The following is a 19,201-nucleotide window of genomic DNA, read 5'->3' as shown; positions in this document are numbered from 1 at the left end:
TCACGGGAAGCGCTCCCACGCAGAGCGTGAGAGCGATCAGTTAGCGAACGCCGTCCTGGCGCAGGGCCGCTGGGGTGAAGTCGCTGGTGCTGGCGGTGAAGCCGAAGTCATAGGCCTGCTTCTCTTCGTTCTTCATGCCCAGGGCCAGGTAGCGGCCGGACTGCAGGTCGTAGAGGGTTTCCAGGGCGTACCACGGCACTTGCTTGTCGTAGTAGTTCTCGGCATGTGCTTCGGCAACGCGCCACAGTTGGCCGCGACCGTCGTAGTGGTCGATCACCGCTGCTTGCCAGGTGTCTTCGTCGATGTAGAAGTCACGCTTGGCGTAGATGTGGCGCTGGCCTTCCTTCAAGGTGGCGACCACGTGCCAGACCCGGCGCAGCTCGTAGCGAGCCAGGTCCTGGTTGATGTGGCCAGCCTTGATGATGTCGGCGTACTTGAGCTTGGGATCGTCGACCTTGTAGCTGTTGGAGGCGATGTACATCTCTTTCTTGCCTTCCAGCTTCCAGTCGTAGCGGTCCGGCGCACCGTTGTACATGTCGAGGTTATCGGAGGTGCGCAGGCCATCGGCGGCAGTACCCGGCCCGTCATAGGACACTTGCGGCGCCCGACGCACACGGCGCTGCCCGGCGTTGTAGACCCAGGCCGAACGCGGCTCTTTGACCTGGTCCAGGGTTTCGTGCACCAGCAGTACACCACCGGCCAGGCGCGCTGGCGCAGTCACTTGCTGCTTGAAGTAGAACAGCACGTTGCCTGGGTTTTTCGGATCGAAGTCCTTCATCTTGTCGCGGAACACGAACTGGTCGCGGAAGTACACCAGGCTATAGGAACCGTTGGTTTGCGGGGTGGCCTGGGTAACCAGGCGGGTCACGCTGCCGCCGCGATAACGGGTGATGTGGTTCCAGATCACTTCAACGCCGCTCTTGGGAATCGGGAACGGGACGGCGGTTTCGAAGTTTTCCAGGCCGTTGCCGCCGGACACCAGGTTGGTGGTGGTGGCGTTTTTCTTGATCGAGGCAAAGACCTCGGCCGGTACGGTGGCGCCGCGATGGGTCGGGTACACCGGCATCTTGAAGCTGTCCGGGTAACGCTTGAACATCGCATATTGCCCGGGGGCCAGCTTGTCTTTGTACTGCTCGACGTTCTGCGCGGTGATGGTGAACTGCGGTTGCTCGCTGGCATACGGGTTGGCGAGGAAACCACGGGCGTCCACCGCGCCGGCATTGGTCGGCAATGGCGACCATTTTGGAATGGTGCCGGCCGCGTTACCGGCCATCTCGGCGCCCATCGGGGTCAGGGTCGTGCCGAGCTTGGCGGCTTCATCTGCCGAGACTGCCGCCATGACGTTACTCGCCAGGATCGACAGCCCAAGCACACCCACGTGCAACAGACTTTTTGTTATTTTCATGCTCTGGTCTTCCTGAATACATGCCACTTGAAAAGAGTGTGCTTAGAAGTTGGCGCCGAAGCTCAAGGCGACAAAGTCGCGGTCATCCACGGTGCTGAACTTGCCACCAAAGAAGTTGGTGTACGCCAGGCTCGCGGTGTAGGTGTTCTGGTATTCGGCATCCAGGCCCAGGCTGACCGCCTTGCGACCTTCTTCAAAGTTGCCGCCAGGGCCTGGCGAGTAACCTTTGACGTCGTGGGACCAGGCCACGTTGGGCTTGAGGTTCACGCCTGCGAACACGTCCGGGTATTCCCAGATGGCACGGGCGCGGTAGCCCCATGACGTTGCGGTGGTATAGCCGTCGTTATTGCAATTGGTGTTCAGGCCAGCAGCGTTGGGCAAGCCGGCGCCGTTGGCGGTGGAGTTGTTGAGGGCGTTGCAGAACCCACCTGGCAGCGTGCCTGGGCCGAACACCGGATCGCGGCCGTAACGAGCCTGGGATTTGCTTTCCAGGCCACCCACGTGGGTCACGCCGATTTCACCGACGGTGGTGAGGCGGCTGGCGCCCATGACCTGGTCGAAGAAGTGCGTGAAAGTGGTCTGGAACTGGGTGACTTCCTTGCGGTTGTAGCCGTGCAGGTCTTGGCCTGGCGTGCCCTTGAGCACGGACGCATTGCCAAAGCCGGGGATCGGCGTGACGCCGGCGAACAGAATGTCAGTGGTGCTCAACTGCACCGGCGCATTCGGACGGTAGCTCAACTCACCGCTCCAGGCGGTGCCGGTAGGCAAGGTGGTGGAGAAGCTCAGGCCGTAGAGGCGAATATCTTCCGGGTACTCGACGAAGTAGTTCGAGCTACCCGCCACGATCAACGGCCGCAAGGCCCCCAGTGGCCCCAGCGGACGCGTGTAGGCCGCCGATGGCGCGCCCTGCGCACTGAAGATCGGCGCACGGCTGTGGTAGTTCATGAAGTAGGCGCCGAATTCGGTATCCAGCGGTTCGAAGTTGTAGCGCATGGCCACGCCAAACTGGCCGCTGTCGCGGGCATCACGGTCCGGCCCACGGCGCACCAGCACGCCTTCGCTGTTCACGTCCACCCCCAAGGCACCCAGGGTCGGCAGGGCGGCGGCAGGAATGGTCGAACGCTTGTTCAGTACCCGCAGGTTATTGCTGCAACCATCGGAGATCACGTCCGGCTGCGAGAAGAACGTGCCGCAGTTATCGGTCACGGTCTGGTCCCATTCCAGCTGGTAAAACGCCTCGGCCGACAGGTTGTCGGTGAGCGACTGGGACACGTAGAACATGTTCACCGGGATCAAGCCTTCCTTGATCTCGGCCCCCGGACGGCGAAACGCCGACACGTCGATCGGGTTGATGGAGTTGATGCCGCCGCCGATGAAGGTACTTTCGCCCCAGCTCACGACCTGCTTACCAAAACGCACGGAACCCGGCGCATCGGCAATCGAGTAGTTGTGGTAGACGAATGCATCGAGAATCTGCCCGCCCGAAGACTTGACACCTTCCTTGCGGTTGTTGTCGCTGATGTCCTTGAACGGACGGCTTTCGTCCTTGAGTTCGAAGTCGTACCAGTACTTGCCCCGCACAAACACACCGGTGTCGCCGTACTTCAGTTCCAGGTCGTGGATGCCCTTGAAGATCTTCGAGAACGTTTCGCCGCGCTTGAAGTTCAAGTGCCCGTCATCGGAGGTCTGGGACAGGCCCTTGCCGCCGTTGTTGGCACCGATCAGGTCACGATTGGGCTTGGCCGTGGACCAGCTCGCCCCCACGGAAAGCGACGAGTCAAAGCTCCCTTCGATTTCACCAATGTTGAAACTGACGCCGAATGCCGGCCCGGCGAGCGTAGAAGCGAGGCTGACGGCCAGGGGCAGTCTTGCCCGGCGCCAGAACTGGTTTACTGAGGTCATCGACGCTACTCCATGTGCATATTTTATTGTTATGGCAGTGAGCCCTTTCTTCAGATGTAACGGCCGGGATACAACGATTCCAATGCCGCATCGCCACCGAGCCTCCATGGCTCGAAGCGCAACATCCGCGAAAAACTCTGAAAGGGACTATAGCCAGAGGGGGGTAGTGCTTGATCCCTCTAAAGTGTGATTTGCATCACCAACCTGTCTGCCACAACCCTTTCGCCACGCCGACGAAGGTCGACGCGGGAAGGATGGCTGAAATTCGGCAAATCACAAGTAAAGGCTTGATATAGAGCATTGCCGCGCCCGAACGGGCGCGGCGAGAGGGTTTAAAGCGTGGACAGGAACGTGCTGTTGTTGGCCTGCCATTCGATGATGTCGACACGGATACGTTTCTTGTCGAGCTTGCCGACACTGGTCTTGGGAATTTCAGTAACAACGGCGATCTGGCTCGGGATCGCCCACTTGCTCAAATGGCCCAGTTCGACAAAAGGCTTGAGGTGTTCCTTGAGCTCTCGCGCATCGATCACATGCCCTTCACGCACCACCAACAAGGCGAAGGGGCGCTCGCCCCATTGCGGATCGGCAATGCCTACCACCGCCACTTCCCGTACGGCGGGGTGACGGCTGACCAGGTCTTCGAGGGCCAGGGAGGAGATCCATTCGCCGCCGGTCTTGATCACATCCTTGATGCGGTCACGAATATCAATCACGCCAAAGGCATCCAGCGTAGCCACATCACCGGTGTGCAACCAGCCACCGGACCATAGCTCGGCGCCCTTGTGCGGCTCGTTGTAGTAACCCTCAGTCAGCCACGGCGCGCGCAGCACCAGTTCGCCCTGGGTTTCGCCATCGGCGGGCAGGAAACGACCGTCGGTGTCCATGATTGCCGCTTCGACCAACGGCCCCGGCACACCGGCCTTGATGCGGTAGGTGGTGCGCTCATCTTCGCTGCCGGCCATCAGCTCATCATTGAGGTGAGCACAGGATACCAGCGGCCCGGTCTCGGACATGCCGTACGCGGCGGTTAGTTGAATGCCTCGGGCCTTGGCGGCTTCGTACAGCGAACGGTTCAGGGCGCTGCCGCCGATGACGATTTTCCAACCGCCGAAATCCACGTTCTGCGCAGCCTTGGCGTTGAGCACCATTTGCAGAATGGTCGGCACACAGTGGGAGAACGTCACCTTCTCCTTGCGCCACAGTTCCACCAGGTATTCCGGGTCGTAGCGGCCGGGGTACACCTGTTTCAGCCCGAGCATGGTCGCCACATACGGCAAGCCCCAGGCGTGTACGTGGAACATCGGCGTGATCGGCATGTACACGTCGTTGGTGCCCAGCAGCCGCACGCTGTCGACGCTGCCCATGATGGTCGCCACGCCGATGGTGTGCAGCACCAGTTGCCGATGGGTGAAGTACACACCCTTGGGGTTACCGGTGGTGCCGGTGGTATAGAAAGTGGTGGCGACCGAGTTTTCGTCGAAATCTTCGAAGTCATAGGTGGGGCTGGCGGCGGCCAGCAGGGTTTCGTACTCACCTATCAGGTTGGGTAGCTCGGCGGTGTGGGTGTCACCATCGGTAATCAATAAGGTCTTGTCGACGGTAGTGAGCTGCCCGGCAATCGCCTGGTAGAGCCCCACGAACTCACTGTTGACCAGCACAAAGCGGTCTTCGGCGTGGTTCATGGTGTACAGAATCTGTTCTGGCGACAGGCGCACATTGATAGTGTGAATCACCGCGCCGATCATCGGGATGGCGAACATACACTCCAGGTAACGGTGGCTGTCCCAGTCCATCACCGCCACCGTGTCACCGGCCTTGACCCCGGCTTCGGTCAGCACATTGGCCAGGCGAGCGACGCGCTCGATCAGCGTCGGGTAGCTATAGCGCAGCTTGTCGCGATAGATAATTTCCCGGGTTTTCTCGTAGCGAGTCCCGGACATCAACAGGCGCTTGATCAACAGCGGGTATTGGTACGCACCTTCGGCGGGCGGGATAACACGGGTCTGCAACATAAGAATCCCTTTAATGACTGCACGGTCTTGGCTTGAAGACCTGCACTGTAGAGCGCTTATGTTTCAGCCAAATCAGCCAAAGGAATGATTTGCAGGGGCCAGTAAATGCTAGCGTTACGCCATTACCGAGGACCTAATGAGACCCAATGTGGGAGCGGGCTTGTTCGCGAATGCGGAGTGTCAGCCGGTATATCTTTGACTGAAGCACCGCATTCGCGAGCAAGCCCGCTCCCACATCTGGATGGTGCTCACTTGAGAAAAATGATTATTTCATGCTGGTAAAGGCCAGTTTCACCCCGATGGCAATCAACACCGCGCCCATCGTCCGATCAAACCAATGACCCATCTTTGCAAACCCGGCGCGCACGCGCTGCTGGCTGAACAACATGGCCACCAGGCAAAACCACAACGCAGTCGCCACCGCCAGATACACCCCATAACCGGCCTGCACTGCCAGCGGCGTGTGCGGGTTGATCACTACGGTGAACAGCGACAGAAAGAACAGCGTGGCCTTGGGGTTCAAGCCATTGGTCACAAAACCTGCGGTAAACGCGCCGCGTGGGGTGCGCTCGCCCGCTTCACGGTGCAACTCGCCCTCGGCCGCAGGCTTGGCCGGCTGGGCGCGCAGGGCCTTGAAGCCAATGTAAAGCAGGTACGCGGCTGCGGCCCACTTCAACGCATTGAACAACACAATGGACTGGGACACGATCAAGCCGATACCCAGCAACGAGTAACCCACATGCAGGAAAATCGCCGAACCGACGCCCAAGGCCGTCCAGGTTCCAGCACGGCGGCCATGGGTCACGCTTTCACGCACCACCACGGCGAAATCCGGGCCGGGGCTAGCCACTGCCAACAAGTGAATCAAGGCTACGGTCAAAAACTCGGCGACGTACATGCTCACTCCATTAAGTAACTGATTATTTCATCTGATAGGCTCGGCAGATTACGCCTTAGAACCTCGTCGCAAAAGGTACAGTTGATCATGAACAATCGCCGCGCCGTCTTCCTCGACCACCCTTCCCTGGACTTGGGCGACCTCGACCTCAGCGGTTTGCATGGCTGCTTCAGCCAGTTGCAGTTGTTTGAACAGACCACGCCCGAGAATGTGCTGGAGCGCTTGCAGGGCGCCCAAGTCGCCATCAGCAACAAAATCCCGCTCACGGCGCAAACCCTGGCGGCTTGCCCCGAGCTCAAGCTGATCCTGGTGTCGGCCACCGGCACCAACAATATCGACCTTGAAGCGGCCCGCGCCCAGGGGATTACCGTGAGCAACTGCCAGGGTTACGGCACGCCGTCGGTGGCGCAACATACGATCATGCTGTTGCTCAACCTCGCCACGCGCTTGAAGGATTACCAACAGGATGTGGCCGCTGGCAAATGGCAGCATGCCAAACAGTTTTGCCTGCTGGACCATCCGATCGTCGAACTGGAAGGCAAAACCCTCGGCCTGCTCGGTCATGGTGAATTGGGCAGTGCCGTGGCACGCCTGGCCGAAGCGTTCGGCATGCGCGTGATGCTTGGCGCGATACCTGGGCGCCCTGCCCGCGCCGACCGTGTGCCGCTGGACGAATTGCTGACCCAGGTCGATGCGCTGACCCTGCATTGCCCACTCAATGAACACACCCGCGACTTTATCGGCGCCCGTGAACTGGCCTTGCTCAAGCCCGGCGCATTTGTGGTCAATACTGCGCGCGGTGGTTTGATCAATGAACAGGCCCTGGCCGACGCGCTGCGAAGTGGTCACCTTGGCGGCGCGGCGACTGATGTGCTGAGTGTCGAGCCGCCAGTCAATGGCAACCCGCTGCTGGCGGGAGACATTCCACGCTTGATCGTCACGCCCCACAACGCCTGGGGCAGTCACGAAGCACGGCAGCGCATCGTCGGCCAGCTTACGGAAAACGCCCAGGGCTTTTTCAACGGCGCCCCGCTGCGCGTCGTCAGTTGATAAACTGCGCCCCTTTTCAAGGAGCAGACTATGGATCCGCGCAGTGAAGTACTGCTTCGACAGGCCGAACTTTTTCAAGGCAACCTGCTGCTCGTAGGTTTGCCTGCCGACGATTTGCTTGGGCGCCTGCCCAATGCCCACGGCTGGTGCTGGCATGCCGGTGACCAGGCGGCGCTCGATGCGCGCTTCGCCGAACGCAGCCAGTTTGGCGTGACAGTGCCCGAGCGCGCCTTTGATGCGGCGGTGATTTTCCTGCCCAAGTCCAAAGACCTCACCGACTACCTGCTCAACGCCGTGGCCGCACGCCTGCCTGGCGCTGAGCTGTTTCTGGTGGGCGAGAAAAAGGGGGGTATCGAAAGTGCCGCCAAGCAGATGGTTCCGTTCGGCAAACCGCGCAAGCTCGATAGCGCACGGCATTGCCAACTATGGCAGGTCACTGTCGCTAACGCGCCGCAAGCCGTGGAGCTTGAGAGCCTGGCGCAGGTCTTCGACGTACCCCTGGCCGAAGGTCCGCTGAAGGTGGTGAGCTTGCCAGGGGTGTTCAGCCATGGTCGCCTGGACCGCGGCACCGAGTTGCTGCTGGAGCACTTGGACAAGCTGCCCAGCGGCAACCTGCTCGATTTCGGTTGCGGCGCTGGCGTACTGGGGGCTGCGGTCAAACGCCGCTACCCGCATAACACCGTGACAATGCTGGATGTGGATGCCTTCGCCGCTGCCAGCAGCCGCCTGACGCTGGCAGCGAACGGCCTGGAAGCCGACGTGTTGACCGGCGACGGAATCGACGCGGCGCCCATGGGTTTAAACGCGATTTTGAGCAACCCACCGTTCCATGTCGGCGTGCACACCGATTATTTCGCCACGGAGAACCTGCTGCGAAAAGCAGCGAAACACCTGGCAAAAGGTGGCGAACTTCGCCTGGTTGCCAATAGCTTCCTGAAGTACCAGCCACTGATCGAAGAGCATTTGGGCATCTGCGCAATCAAGGCCGAAGGCAATGGTTTTCGCATTTACCGCGCCAAGCGCCCCTGACGGACGTTTGAAAAAGAACGCTTGCCGAATGGGTTTTGCCTAGGCAGAATCCGCAGCGTCCTAGGGGAGTAGTCTCCCACGAGCCATGCTCGTCCGGCATACGTCAACATACTTGGTCAGCAGACCATGGCGTATGCGACCCAGGAGTCCGCACAGACGGACCGGGGTTTGACAAGACCTATGACACGCACACCTTACCCGGGGCGGGAAGGCTGTACGTGTCATAGCCGTGTCGACCCGCCCCTGGAAACTACCTGATGCTGGATTCACTACTCGTTCCTACCGCAATCGTTGCCTTGGCCGAAATCGGCGACAAGACGCAACTGCTCGCACTCATCCTTGCTGCTCGCTTTCGCAAGCCCTGGCCAATCATCGCCGGCATCGTCGCCGCGACCCTGGCCAACCATGCGGCGGCCGGTGCCGTGGGCGCCTGGTTCGGGAGTTTCTTCTCGGATGCGGTGCTGCACTGGATCCTCGCTGCAAGCTTCTGCGCCACGGCGCTGTGGACCCTGGTGCCGGACAAACTCGATGATGACGAAGCCAGTACCACCCGTAAGTTCGGGCCCTTCCTGACCACCTTGATTGCGTTCTTCCTCGCCGAAATCGGTGACAAGACCCAGATCGCCACGGTGATGCTGGCGGCGCAATACCCGGAACTGTGGCTGGTGATTATCGGTACCACCCTGGGCATGTTGATTGCCAACGTGCCGGTGGTGCTGGCGGGGAATTTTGCCGCGGAGAAACTGCCGCTGACCTTGATTCGTCGCTTGGCGGCTACGGCGTTCTTCGTGCTGGCGATTATTGCAGTGTACAAGGCCATGCAGAGCAGCGGCTGGATCTAAGGCAAACACGGAAGATGGTTTGCCCTGATGCTTGTAGGAGCGAGCTTGCTCGCGAAAAACTCACCGGCGCCGCGTTTATTCAGGCAACACGCGTTATCGTTGACGTTTTTCGCGAGCAAGCTCGCTCCTACACGGCGTCGATCAGGACTTCTTGGCCTGCTGGTAGAGCGGCATCACCTTCGGAATCGCCGCCTGCAAGGATGCGATGCGGCTGTCCGAAGCCGGGTGCGTGCTCATGAATTCCGGCGGTGCGCCTTCCGAAGCCTTGGCCATCTTGTTCCACAACGTGATGGCCGCGTTCGGGTTGTAGCCAGCGCGGGCCGCCAGCTCCAGGCCGATCAGGTCGGCTTCGTTTTCGTTGCTGCGGCTGTTGGGCAAGGTCATGCCGTAGTTGGCCACGGTATCGGCCAGTGCCAGGCTGTCCTGGCCGAGACCGAATATTGCCCCGGCGCCCTGCTTGGCCATCTGGATACCGTAGGCCTTGGACATGGCTTCGCGGCCGTGTTCACGCAGGGCGTGCGCGATTTCATGACCCATCACGGCAGCCAGCTCGTCATCGGTGAGCTTGAGGTTGTCGATCAAGCCGCTGTACACCAGGATCTTGCCGCCTGGCCCGCAGTTGGCGTTCATCTCATCGCTTTTGATCAGGTTCACGTCCCAGTTCCACTGGGCCGCATCCGCGCGGAAAGTCGGAGCCTGGGCGATCAGGCGCTTGGCAATGGCCTGCACGCGCTTGGCGTTGGCGCTGGTCTTGTCCAGCACCCCTTTGCTGCTGGCTTCACCCAGGGTCTGCTGATAAGACTGGGCATACATCTGGTCGACTTCCTGGCTCGACAGCATGCTGAACATGTACTGCTTGCGCTCTACCCCAACGGCGCCGCCGCTGGTGGTATTGACCGACTGGCAACCCGCCAGCAGCATTGCTGCAACCAAACCACTTACCACCAATGACTTCTTCATGAACACGCTCCCTGAAAACATGGCGCGTATCGTAGGCGGTCATTTGTATCTGCGCCAGATACCCTGGACGTTTAACCGCTGAATTTAAGATACATCCGAACGCGGCCCGACGGGCAAAGCTCATGCTGGGGTCAGGCATTCCGGCCCATTGAGCTTCGGATCGTTGACCATATTGGCCAGCACCCGCTCGCGCAGCACGGCAGGCTCAGCCGCCAGCAGGCCCTGTAGCACCTGCAGCGGAGTCTCGGGATCGAGCCAGGCGGCCTGCCCTGCCGCGTCCAGGATCAATGGCCGCCGCTGACTTTGCGCCGCTTGGGTAACCACCGCCGTGCTCAGCCACACCTGCTCCTGCACCGGATACGCTTCCCACACTGCGGCAAAGAACAACGTGGAGCCCTCCCCCGGCGTGAGCCAGTACGGGCGCTTGCGCTGGGTGCCGCGCCACTCATAAAAGCCATTGGCGGGCAGCAGGCAACGGCGCAAGCGGAAGGCTTCACGAAACATCGGTTGTTCGGCCAGGGTTTCTGCGCGAGCGTGGGCCGGGGTGCGCGACAGGTCTGTCAGCCAGGGCGGTGTGAGGCCCCAACGGGCACGCGCCAGGGTGAGTTGGCCCTCGCTCAGGCGCTGGATCAGCACCGAATCATTCGGGGAGATGTTCCACTGGGCCTGCTGGTCGGCGGGGAAGCCGGGCAAGGCAGTAAAGGCAGGGTTCCAGCGAAACAGGGCATAACGTCCACACATGGGGCAACACGACTCTTGGGTAAACCGACCGACAGCCTAACAGACCAACACGTCAGGGAAGCTGTCGGGTTCGTCGCCGGGCAAGGGTTGGGCGCCGATATAGGCGGTGATCAGTTCGCGGGCGCAGGCGGCCTGGTCGTTGTCGACCTCCAGCCCCAGCAAGCCGAATATCGGCAACTCGCCCGTGCCGCCGAGCAAATGGCGCCCCACCAGGTGCGCCTCGATACCTTCACTGGCAAGCATCTGCTGCAACAACTCGCCCTCCATCAGATTTTCCGGTTCGTAGATTCGCTGCATGGGCGTACCTTTTTATTCGTTCTCGCTGCGCATTATTCATTTTCGCTGCGGGTTTCAAGCATCCACTCTTCACCATCAACTTGCAGGTCGAACGTGATCGGCCGGCAACACACTTGGCAGTCTTCTATATAGGTCTGGTCCCCGCCAGACAAATCCACCGTCGTCTCGACCGCTTCGCCACAATAAGGACAATCGTACAGCGCAGTTTCGAGCATCGCAGTCTCCTAGGTGACTTGTGCGTATAATCGCCGGTCTATTTACAGGGCTATTCTTGGCCGGCCCCTTATTCGGACCGCACCCTGACATTTCCTTTTACTTACCCTAGCCGTTTCTAACAAGAGAGCATGATGGGCGAATTCGATACCATCCGACCTTACAACGACAGCGAAGTCCCGGCAGTGCTGGCGCGCCTGTTCAGTGACAAGGCCTTTCTGGACATCCTGACCCACTTCCGCTTCCCGCGCTTTGCAGGCGCCCTGGGCTGGCTGCTCAAGCCAATGATTGCGCGCAAACTGCGCCGCGAGTTCGCTGGCGTCACCACCGTGGCCACGCTGCAGGACAAGGTCGAGTACTACGTTGACCACACCATTGACCGGGCGACCGACGGCGTGACCTATACCGGCGTCGAGCAACTGAAATCCGGCACCGCCTACCTGTTCCTGGCCAACCACCGCGACATCGTGATGGACCCGGCCTTCGTCAACTACGCCGTGTACCACGCCGGCCTGCCGACGCCGCGCATCGCCATCGGCGACAACCTGCTGCAAAAGCCGTTTGTCAGCGACCTGATGCGCCTGAACAAGAGCTTCATCGTGCACCGTTCGATCACCGGGCGAAAGGAGAAGATGGCGGCTTACAACTTGCTGTCGGCCTACATCAACCATTCGATCCGCAACGACTGCCAGTCGATCTGGATTGCCCAGGCTGAAGGCCGGGCCAAGGATGGCGATGACCGTACCGAATCGGCGATCCTCAAGATGTTCCACGTCAGCCGCAAGGACGAGCCATTTGCCGAGGTCATCCAGTCGTTGAACCTGACGCCTGTGTCCATCAGCTACGAGTACGACCCCTGCGATGCCGCCAAGGCCCGCGAGCTGTATATCCGCGCCACCACCGGCACCTACACCAAGGCACCGGGAGAGGATGATGTGAGCATTGCCTTGGGCATTACCGGCTATAAAGGCCGAGTGCACGTGAACTTTGCGCCGCCGATCACCGAGCGTTTCGAAGACACCAAGCTGCTGGCCGCGGAAATGGACCGGCAGATCCTCGGTGGCTACCGCTTGTTTCCGGTGCACTACCTGGCGTACGCGCAGTGGAGTGATGCCGACCCGCAATTGCAGGTGCCCAAGGCGGCGGACGTGTTCCCGGCCGATGAGCTGGCCAAGGCGAAGGCGGAATGGGAGCGGCGCTTGAACGAGTGCCCGGCGGAGCACCGGCCTTATCTGGTGGTGCAGTATGCGACGCCGGTACGCAACCAATACCGAGTCAAGGCTGGGATCCCCCTGTAATAGTGAGCCCACAGGGGATATGTGGCAGGCGCTGACTCAGCGGGCAGTACATGGCCAGTGTGGGAGCTGGCTTGCCTGCGATAGCGTTGGTTCAGTTAAAGATTCAGTGGCTGATACACCGCCTTCGCGGGCAAGCCCGCTCCCACATTTGGTTTCGCAGTGGAATTATAAGCGGGTGCTGAGCCAGGAGATGGCCAGGGCCAAGCCAAGGCAGGCGAACCCGACGCGGTACGCCAGGCGATGCGCTCGTTCGGTGCGTGTATCCAGAAACAGCATCGGCTGGTCGATAGCGCGCTCTTCACTGCGCAGGGCCAGGTCGGCCATCGCACGCTGTGCATGCAGGCGGGTGATGAACAGCACCCAGGCGCCCGAGCAGGCAACCAACAGGGCAACAATATTAATGAGCAGTGCGGGCAGCGCCATCGCAAACCTCGGTAAATCAATCTTCGGGTATCAGTCCAGATACACACCTGAACGACAGTCGCCTCCTGCGCATTTAATGCTCCTTCCCCATTGACGGCTAATGTATCCAGTAATTTACGCCGTCACCTGAACGTCACCTTAACAAGCCACTCTGTTGCCCTTCGACGCTTGAGGAGCTTGTCATGTTGCATGCGCAAAACCAGGATCGGCTGTATTTGATCGCCCAGAGCGAGGAACAGGAGGCGCTGATCGGCAGTCTCGCGTTCAACGTTCAGGACCGCCATTGGCTGGTGTATTGCGCCCTCGGCGGGCACCAGCATGCCGATCTGCCGGAGCTGGATCTGCTCACCGGTGTGAGCATGCTGGACTTTTATGTCGATACGGCCGCATGACAAAAACCACGGGCACAAAAAAACCGGGCTCAGCGATGAGCCCGGTTTTTTGTGAGCGGCTTATTGCGCGCTGAGCAGTTGACCGATGCTTGGGTCCTTGAACAGGCGGGTCAAGGCATCACTGAGCACGTCGCTGACCAGCTTGGTGTTGGTTTCCTGGTTGGGCGACATGCCGAACCGCTGGTTGAGCGAGGCTGCGTAGCGGCCACTGTAGCGGCGGGTACCGGCACTGACGTCAGACTTGAAGGTAGCGCCGATGGAAGCCTCGGTCACATACAGGCCGTCTTTGGGCGACTGGTATTTCAGCTCGGCCAGGGTCACGGTCAGTTGCGGCACGCCTGGCGAGTTGGTCGGCGTAAAGCCCAGCAAACGCACAGCGGCTTCAGCCTGGGCCTGCAACTTGGGCAGCACATCCTGGCCGTTCACCGAAATCAACGCGGTCTCAGGATACAGGCCGCCACGCGAACCCAGGGTTGGCGACGGGCGACCGTCAACCACGCGTACCGATACCGGCTGGCCGTGGCCTACCGCCGCCAACTGCGCGGTGACTTTAGGTTGCGGGCTGAGTTGTTGCGGGCTGTTGGCGCAGCCGACAAGGGTCAAACTGGTCACAGTGATCAAACCGAACAACAGGCGTTGCAACATACGCATTTCTCCAGGACTAGGTGCAGACAGGACGCCAGTATAACGGTGCACGCGCACCACTCACCAGCGATCCTGAACGGTGGCTGAAGCCCCTGCGCAAATTACAAATTCGCATAAATTCGTCACCCCAGTGTCATGCCACACTGGCAACCTTCAAGCATGTAACACACCAGGTACACAGCCATGCGCCTTCTCAAGACCCTGTTCATGTCCCACGCTCGTCATCGCCACTTTGCCCTGCTTGATGCCCACGGACATTGCCTGGCCTTCAAGCAGTGCAGCCTGCCGCCCGTCGGTGAAGGCTGGGTGGAAGTGACCGAGACTCACCTGGGCTGGATGCACCGCCCACTGCCGGCCAGCGCCCGGGTCAGCCCAAAGGTTTTTCGCCCACGACACCGGCAAGCGTTGGCCTCCTGACCAGGCCCCTAATAAAAGTCATAAAACACGCCCATTTCACTGACGTTCTTCGCTACAATCTCCCCCCGATTATAAGGACGTCTCCTGATCGGGCCTCGCAGCATCGTTAATGCCCAGGCATTAGCCCCAAAATCGCCCACAGAGAGCCGCCCACACAGATCGAGTGAAGCTGGCGTGCTTGCTGTTTCCTTTGCAAACCACCCCGTCTTTTATCGAATCTGCCAGAGCTGCCATTGCGCTCGGCCACTTGAGTTGTTTGCCCGTTTTGCCGCGTGTCGGCAGAGGTTTACGGGCCAGGTGCCAGGCTGGGGCAGCCCTTTTTTGAGGTTCACGTCTTCAAAAGAGCGTGAAAAAACGGGTTTTCACAACTTCACAAGAGTGTGGCGAGCAAATGAATAGTTTGGCGTTTGTACAAGCACCATCAGCGTCTGGGTCAGCCCAATTACACAGGATCGAGCCTTCCTCAAAAACCGGAGCTTGAGCCTGTCCGCTACGGATTGGTTGCACGAATCGCACGCTTTGACCATAAGTCGAATTGCCACAGGCGCCCATGAATGCGTTCATAGGCAGATTAGCCCGGCAGGAAGCGTGTGCTGAAGTTGCAAAGAATTGCGAATCGGACATGGCGATCCTGGCCATGGGTAACCTGGGGCAACACGTGAACCGCCCCATCACTCCTGGCAGCCATGCCGTCAATTTGGTGCTGCAGATTTTGGAGACGCGTTAAATGGCGCATAACGAAGCAGTCGACGTAGTACTGGTAGGGGCCGGCATCATGAGTGCCACCCTGGCCGTACTGCTCAAAGAGCTCGACCCCGGCCTCACGCTGGAAGTCGTTGAGCTGATGGATTCGGGTGCCGCGGAGAGTTCCAACCCGTGGAACAACGCCGGTACCGGCCACGCCGGGCTGTGTGAGCTGAACTACACGCCGGAGGCCGCCGATGGCTCCATCGACATCAAGAAAGCCGTGCACATCAACACCCAGTTCGAGGTGTCGAAGCAGTTCTGGGCTTACCTGACCAAGAAGGGCACCTTTGGCTCGTCCAGGTCGTTCATCAGCCCGGTGCCCCACCTGAGCTTCGTGCAGGGCGACAAAGGCGTGTCCTTCCTCAAGAAGCGCTTTGAGACCCTCAGCCAGCACCACGCGTTTTCGGACATGCACTACACCGAAGACCGCAGCGAAATGGCCGAGTGGATGCCGCTGATGATGCCGGGCCGCCCGCTCGATGAAAAAATCGCCGCCACCCGTGTGATGAACGGCACAGACGTCAACTTTGGCGCCCTGACCAATCAGTTGCTCAGCCACCTGACCAGCTCGCCGGACGCCCAGGTCAAGTACTGCAAACGCGTGACCGGCCTCAAGCGCAACGGCGCGGGCTGGACCGTGAGTATCAAGGACGTGAACAGCGGTAACAGCCGCGACGTCGATGCCAAGTTCGTATTCCTCGGCGCTGGCGGTGCGGCGCTGCCGTTGCTGCAGGCCTCGGGCATCGAAGAGAGCAAAGGCTTCGGCGGCTTCCCGGTGAGCGGCCAGTGGCTGCGTTGCGACAACCCGGAAGTGGTCAAGCAGCACCAGGCCAAGGTCTACAGCCAGGCTGCCGTGGGCTCGCCGCCGATGTCCGTGCCGCACCTGGACACCCGCGTGGTGGATGGCAAGAAATCCCTGCTGTTCGGGCCATACGCCGGTTTCACCACCAAGTTCCTCAAACACGGCTCGTTCCTTGACCTGCCGATGTCGATTCGCGCCGGCAACATCGGCCCGATGCTGGCCGTGGCCCGCGACAACATGGACCTGACCAAGTACCTGGTCAGCGAAGTGCGCCAGTCCATGGAACAGCGCCTGGAATCCCTGCGTCGCTTCTACCCCGAGGCGAAAGCCGAAGACTGGCGCCTGGAAGTGGCCGGCCAGCGCGTGCAAATAATCAAGAAAGATCCGAAGAAAGGCGGCGTGCTGCAGTTCGGCACCGAACTGGTTGCTGCCAAGGACGGTTCGCTTGCGGCGCTGCTGGGCGCGTCTCCTGGTGCTTCGGTCACCGTCTCGATCATGCTGGAGCTGATCGAGCGCTGCTTCCCGCAGAAAGCCGCCGGTGAATGGGCCACCAAGCTGCACGAGATCTTCCCGGCGCGCGAGAAAGTGCTGGAGACGGACGCCGAGCTGTATCGCAAGATCAACACGCAGAACAACATCAGCCTGGAGCTGGTGGAACCTGTAGGAGCGAGCTCGCTCGCGAAAAACGTCAACGATAACGCGGCGCAAGTGGATTAAGGCGCCGCTCTCAGGTTCTTCGCGAGCAAGCTCGCTCCTACCGTTAAAAGCAAAACGCCCCGGACTCTAAAGCCGGGGCGTTTTTTTTGCTCGGACAATCAGCCGCGGGCGTTGTCGATCAGTTCGATGTACTCGGCGGCGTTGCGCTGGTCCTTGATCAGGTCGACGAAGGTCTGGCCATGCTCGTCCTTGCCGTCCAGGTCCAGGCCTGCTTCTTTGAAAAAGCCCAGGAAACGCTCGAAGTCGTCGATACGCAGGCCGCGATAGGCCTTGATCAGTTTGTGCAGGGACGGCGACGTCGCATCAACCGGCTCGAAGTCCAGGAACAACTTGATCTGGTCGTCACCGATTTCGTCGCCAATCACCTGTTTCTTATCTTTACGCATTACCGACTCCAGCCTGCAGACATTTACACGGGGTTTGAAGTCTACCTGCGCGACGCCGGATGTGGGAGGGGGCTCGCCCTAATACCTGTAGGAGCGAGCTTGCTCGTGAAAAGCTCAAAGGCGCCGCGTTTATTCAGGAAGCACGCGTTATCGTTGACGTTTTAGACGCCCACATTTGGATGCCAGTGTTCAGTCGAACTGAGCAAGCATCCAGCGCTGGTAGTCAGCCACACCTGCATCACCTTCTCGCGGTGCCCAATCAGCCAGTTCGCCCTCACCCACCGGTCGATAAGGCCCGGCCTTGCATTCGAACATCACCGTGTCAGGCTCCAGCACCACCAGGCCATGAAACACTCCCGGTGGCAGATCGACGCCTGCGCACTCGCCACCCGCCTGCATCACGCGTTTGGCGATCACTTCACCCGCATCGGTGAATATCAGCAGACCGAGGCGCCCCTGAAGCACCAGCAAAGTCTCGGCCTTGTCGGCGCTCAGGTGCCGATGAGGCGGCACATAGGTACTCGGCTGCAGCGCCACCGCGAGGCGATGACACGGCTCCTCCATCTGGTGGAAATTATGGTGGTATCGGCCACGGGGGCTATCGCCCGCTTTCTCGGCCAACTCTGCAAATAAGGTCTGATCAAGAAAGCGGGCCATCGATTACATCCCTTTAACGGCGTAGATGCCATTGGCGTTACGCCAGTAGCCCTTGTAGTCCATGCCATACCCGAAGATATAACGGTCAACGCACGGCAATCCGACGAAATCGGCTTTGAGCTCAGGACGAGCCTTGCGGTCGTGGTCTTTGTCGATCAGTACGGCGGTGTGCACTTTGCGTGCGCCGGCATGTTTGCAGAAGTCGATGATCGCACCCAGGGTGTGACCCTCATCGAGAATGTCATCGATGATCAGCACATCACGGTCGATGAAAGACACTTCCGGCTTGGCCTTCCAGAACAAGTCGCCGCCACTGGTTTCATTGCGATAGCGGGTGGCATGCAGGTAAGAGGCTTCCAATGGGAACTGCAGGTGAGTCAGCAATTTGCCGGCGAAGATCAGGCCACCGTTCATCACGCAGAAGACCACCGGGTTGGTGTCGGCCATTTCGCGAGTAATGTGCGCGCCGACCTTGGCGATCGCTGCTTCGACTTGCGCTTCGGTGTACAGGCAGTCAGCCTCGTGCATGATTTGACGGATATGCTCGAGATCAGCAGACATGGCGCTCTCCAAGGGGGTGCTGTGGCAAGAAAAGCGGGCGAAGGTACGCTTCTCGTGCGCTCCAATCAAGCCTTTATGGACTAACGTACTTGATGTCTATAGGACAACACCCTCGGATAGATTAATCTAGGCCGGTTTTTTTGCCCGCCGCCGGAGCCTTTCCTATGCCCACTCGCGAGATCCGCCACCCGCTGATCCGACACAAACTCGGCCTTATGCGCCGTGCCGACATTAGCACGAAGAACTTCCGTGAGCTTGCTCAGGAAGTCGGAGCGTTGCTCACTTACGAAGCCACCAAGGATTTGCCCCTGGAAACCTACGAGATCCCCGGTTGGGCCGGTCCCGTACAAGTGGAGAAAATCGCCGGTAAGAAAATTACCGTGGTACCGATCCTGCGCGCCGGTATCGGCATGCTTGAAGGTGTACTCAGCCTGATCCCGGGTGCCAAGGTCAGCGCCGTGGGCGTAGCCCGCAATGAAGAAACACTGCAGGCCCACACCTACCTGGAAAAACTCGTCCCGGAAATCAACGAGCGCCTGGCCATGATCATCGACCCGATGCTCGCCACCGGCAGTTCCATGGTCGCCACCATCGACCTGCTGAAAAAAGCCGGTTGCCGGGACATCCGCGCCATGGTGCTGGTGGCCGCGCCCGAAGGCATCGCCGCCGTCGAGAAGGCCCATCCGGATGTACAGATCTACACCGCATCCATCGATGAGCGCCTGAATGAACACGGCTACATCATTCCGGGCCTGGGCGATGCCGGTGACAAGATCTTCGGCACCAAGCAGAAGGACGCGTGAG

21 protein-coding genes and 1 riboswitch are annotated in these 19,201 nt (G+C 60.0%); of the genes, 8 read left to right on the top strand and 13 right to left on the bottom strand.

Annotated features, from left to right (window positions below; all coding sequences use genetic code 11):
• Positions 1 to 40: 40 nt before the first annotated feature.
• The 4 genes from GIW79_RS02410 to GIW79_RS02395 all read right to left on the bottom strand — a co-directional run bounded on the left by GIW79_RS02410 (position 41) and on the right by GIW79_RS02395 (position 6,220).
• Positions 41 to 1,405, bottom strand: a complete 1,365-nt coding sequence (locus GIW79_RS02410; protein ID WP_034126328.1) for a DUF1329 domain-containing protein — start codon at positions 1,403 to 1,405, stop codon at positions 41 to 43.
• Positions 1,406 to 1,447: 42 nt separating this feature from the next.
• Positions 1,448 to 3,307, bottom strand: a complete 1,860-nt coding sequence (locus tag GIW79_RS02405) for a DUF1302 domain-containing protein (RefSeq protein ID WP_236453916.1) — start codon at positions 3,305 to 3,307, stop codon at positions 1,448 to 1,450.
• A gap of 332 nt (positions 3,308 to 3,639) precedes the next feature.
• Positions 3,640 to 5,322 (bottom strand): fatty acid--CoA ligase, encoded by a 1,683-nt coding sequence (locus tag GIW79_RS02400; RefSeq protein WP_057976872.1) that lies wholly within the window; start codon positions 5,320 to 5,322, stop codon positions 3,640 to 3,642.
• 265 nt (positions 5,323 to 5,587) lie between these two features.
• Positions 5,588 to 6,220, bottom strand: a complete 633-nt coding sequence (locus GIW79_RS02395) for a LysE family translocator (RefSeq protein ID WP_014716957.1) — start codon at positions 6,218 to 6,220, stop codon at positions 5,588 to 5,590.
• Between the two features lie 84 nt (positions 6,221 to 6,304).
• On the opposite strand from GIW79_RS02395, the gene GIW79_RS02390 reads away from it, so the two are divergent.
• From GIW79_RS02390 to GIW79_RS02380, 3 genes are all read left to right on the top strand, one after another.
• On the top strand, positions 6,305 to 7,270 hold the full coding sequence (locus GIW79_RS02390; protein ID WP_236453956.1) for a 2-hydroxyacid dehydrogenase: 966 nt from the start codon (positions 6,305 to 6,307) through the stop codon (positions 7,268 to 7,270).
• A gap of 30 nt (positions 7,271 to 7,300) precedes the next feature.
• Positions 7,301 to 8,299 carry a class I SAM-dependent methyltransferase gene (locus GIW79_RS02385; protein WP_034126326.1) on the top strand — a complete coding sequence of 333 codons (999 nt, stop codon included), beginning with the start codon at positions 7,301 to 7,303 and terminating at the stop codon, positions 8,297 to 8,299.
• Between the two features lie 50 nt (positions 8,300 to 8,349).
• Positions 8,350 to 8,469, top strand: a riboswitch (yybP-ykoY riboswitch).
• Positions 8,470 to 8,556: 87 nt separating this feature from the next.
• Positions 8,557 to 9,141 (top strand): TMEM165/GDT1 family protein, encoded by a 585-nt coding sequence (locus GIW79_RS02380; RefSeq protein ID WP_054897011.1) that lies wholly within the window; start codon positions 8,557 to 8,559, stop codon positions 9,139 to 9,141.
• A gap of 141 nt (positions 9,142 to 9,282) precedes the next feature.
• Here the strand turns inward: GIW79_RS02380 and GIW79_RS02375 are convergent, their stop codons facing one another.
• The 4 genes from GIW79_RS02375 to GIW79_RS02360 form a co-directional block, all read right to left on the bottom strand.
• Positions 9,283 to 10,101, bottom strand: a complete 819-nt coding sequence (locus GIW79_RS02375) for a M48 family metallopeptidase (RefSeq protein ID WP_014716953.1) — start codon at positions 10,099 to 10,101, stop codon at positions 9,283 to 9,285.
• Positions 10,102 to 10,221: 120 nt separating this feature from the next.
• The gene (locus GIW79_RS02370) at positions 10,222 to 10,842 is read right to left on the bottom strand and encodes an SOS response-associated peptidase (protein WP_054919310.1); all 621 of its coding nucleotides are present in this window, start codon (positions 10,840 to 10,842) and stop codon (positions 10,222 to 10,224) included.
• A 36-nt stretch (positions 10,843 to 10,878) separates the two neighbouring features.
• The gene (locus GIW79_RS02365) at positions 10,879 to 11,139 is read right to left on the bottom strand and encodes a putative signal transducing protein (protein WP_032893538.1); all 261 of its coding nucleotides are present in this window, start codon (positions 11,137 to 11,139) and stop codon (positions 10,879 to 10,881) included.
• Between the two features lie 32 nt (positions 11,140 to 11,171).
• Positions 11,172 to 11,354 carry a CPXCG motif-containing cysteine-rich protein gene (locus tag GIW79_RS02360; RefSeq protein WP_054897012.1) on the bottom strand — a complete coding sequence of 61 codons (183 nt, stop codon included), beginning with the start codon at positions 11,352 to 11,354 and terminating at the stop codon, positions 11,172 to 11,174.
• 132 nt (positions 11,355 to 11,486) lie between these two features.
• On the opposite strand from GIW79_RS02360, the gene GIW79_RS02355 reads away from it, so the two are divergent.
• Positions 11,487 to 12,650, top strand: a complete 1,164-nt coding sequence (locus tag GIW79_RS02355) for a 1-acyl-sn-glycerol-3-phosphate acyltransferase (RefSeq protein WP_169918829.1) — start codon at positions 11,487 to 11,489, stop codon at positions 12,648 to 12,650.
• A 165-nt stretch (positions 12,651 to 12,815) separates the two neighbouring features.
• Here the strand turns inward: GIW79_RS02355 and GIW79_RS02350 are convergent, their stop codons facing one another.
• Positions 12,816 to 13,073: a hypothetical protein gene (locus GIW79_RS02350; protein WP_096143156.1), complete on the bottom strand. Its 258-nt coding sequence runs from the start codon at positions 13,071 to 13,073 to the stop codon at positions 12,816 to 12,818.
• Positions 13,074 to 13,255: 182 nt separating this feature from the next.
• Here GIW79_RS02350 and GIW79_RS02345 point away from each other — a divergent pair, with 182 nt between their 5' ends.
• Entirely contained in the window at positions 13,256 to 13,465 is a 210-nt protein-coding gene (locus tag GIW79_RS02345) for a hypothetical protein (RefSeq protein WP_003188620.1), read from the top strand.
• Between the two features lie 60 nt (positions 13,466 to 13,525).
• Here the strand turns inward: GIW79_RS02345 and GIW79_RS02340 are convergent, their stop codons facing one another.
• The gene (locus GIW79_RS02340; protein ID WP_034126321.1) at positions 13,526 to 14,110 is read right to left on the bottom strand and encodes a YajG family lipoprotein; all 585 of its coding nucleotides are present in this window, start codon (positions 14,108 to 14,110) and stop codon (positions 13,526 to 13,528) included.
• Between the two features lie 183 nt (positions 14,111 to 14,293).
• On the opposite strand from GIW79_RS02340, the gene GIW79_RS02335 reads away from it, so the two are divergent.
• Positions 14,294 to 14,527 carry a hypothetical protein gene (locus GIW79_RS02335; RefSeq protein WP_034126320.1) on the top strand — a complete coding sequence of 78 codons (234 nt, stop codon included), beginning with the start codon at positions 14,294 to 14,296 and terminating at the stop codon, positions 14,525 to 14,527.
• Positions 14,528 to 15,254: 727 nt separating this feature from the next.
• Complete coding sequence (gene mqo, locus GIW79_RS02330) at positions 15,255 to 16,793, top strand: malate dehydrogenase (quinone) (protein WP_236452301.1); 1,539 nt, start codon at positions 15,255 to 15,257, stop codon at positions 16,791 to 16,793.
• A 98-nt stretch (positions 16,794 to 16,891) separates the two neighbouring features.
• On the opposite strand, the gene GIW79_RS02325 is transcribed toward mqo, so the two are convergent.
• From GIW79_RS02325 to GIW79_RS02315, 3 genes are all read right to left on the bottom strand, one after another.
• Entirely contained in the window at positions 16,892 to 17,179 is a 288-nt protein-coding gene (locus GIW79_RS02325; protein WP_003188614.1) for a PA4642 family protein, read from the bottom strand.
• Positions 17,180 to 17,368: 189 nt separating this feature from the next.
• Positions 17,369 to 17,836 (bottom strand): WbuC family cupin fold metalloprotein, encoded by a 468-nt coding sequence (locus GIW79_RS02320; RefSeq protein ID WP_034126318.1) that lies wholly within the window; start codon positions 17,834 to 17,836, stop codon positions 17,369 to 17,371.
• Between the two features lie 3 nt (positions 17,837 to 17,839).
• Positions 17,840 to 18,397: a hypoxanthine-guanine phosphoribosyltransferase gene (locus GIW79_RS02315; protein WP_003188610.1), complete on the bottom strand. Its 558-nt coding sequence runs from the start codon at positions 18,395 to 18,397 to the stop codon at positions 17,840 to 17,842.
• Between the two features lie 164 nt (positions 18,398 to 18,561).
• On the opposite strand from GIW79_RS02315, the gene upp reads away from it, so the two are divergent.
• Positions 18,562 to 19,200 (top strand): uracil phosphoribosyltransferase, encoded by a 639-nt coding sequence (gene upp, locus GIW79_RS02310; protein WP_003188608.1) that lies wholly within the window; start codon positions 18,562 to 18,564, stop codon positions 19,198 to 19,200.
• The last annotated feature ends 1 nt before the right edge of the window (position 19,201 follow it).

The organism is Pseudomonas sp. PA-7-1E, assembly GCF_021605325.1.
Classification (GTDB): Bacteria; Pseudomonadota; Gammaproteobacteria; order Pseudomonadales; family Pseudomonadaceae; genus Aquipseudomonas; species Aquipseudomonas fluorescens_BV.
This window is presented reverse-complemented; position numbering and strand designations above follow the sequence as displayed.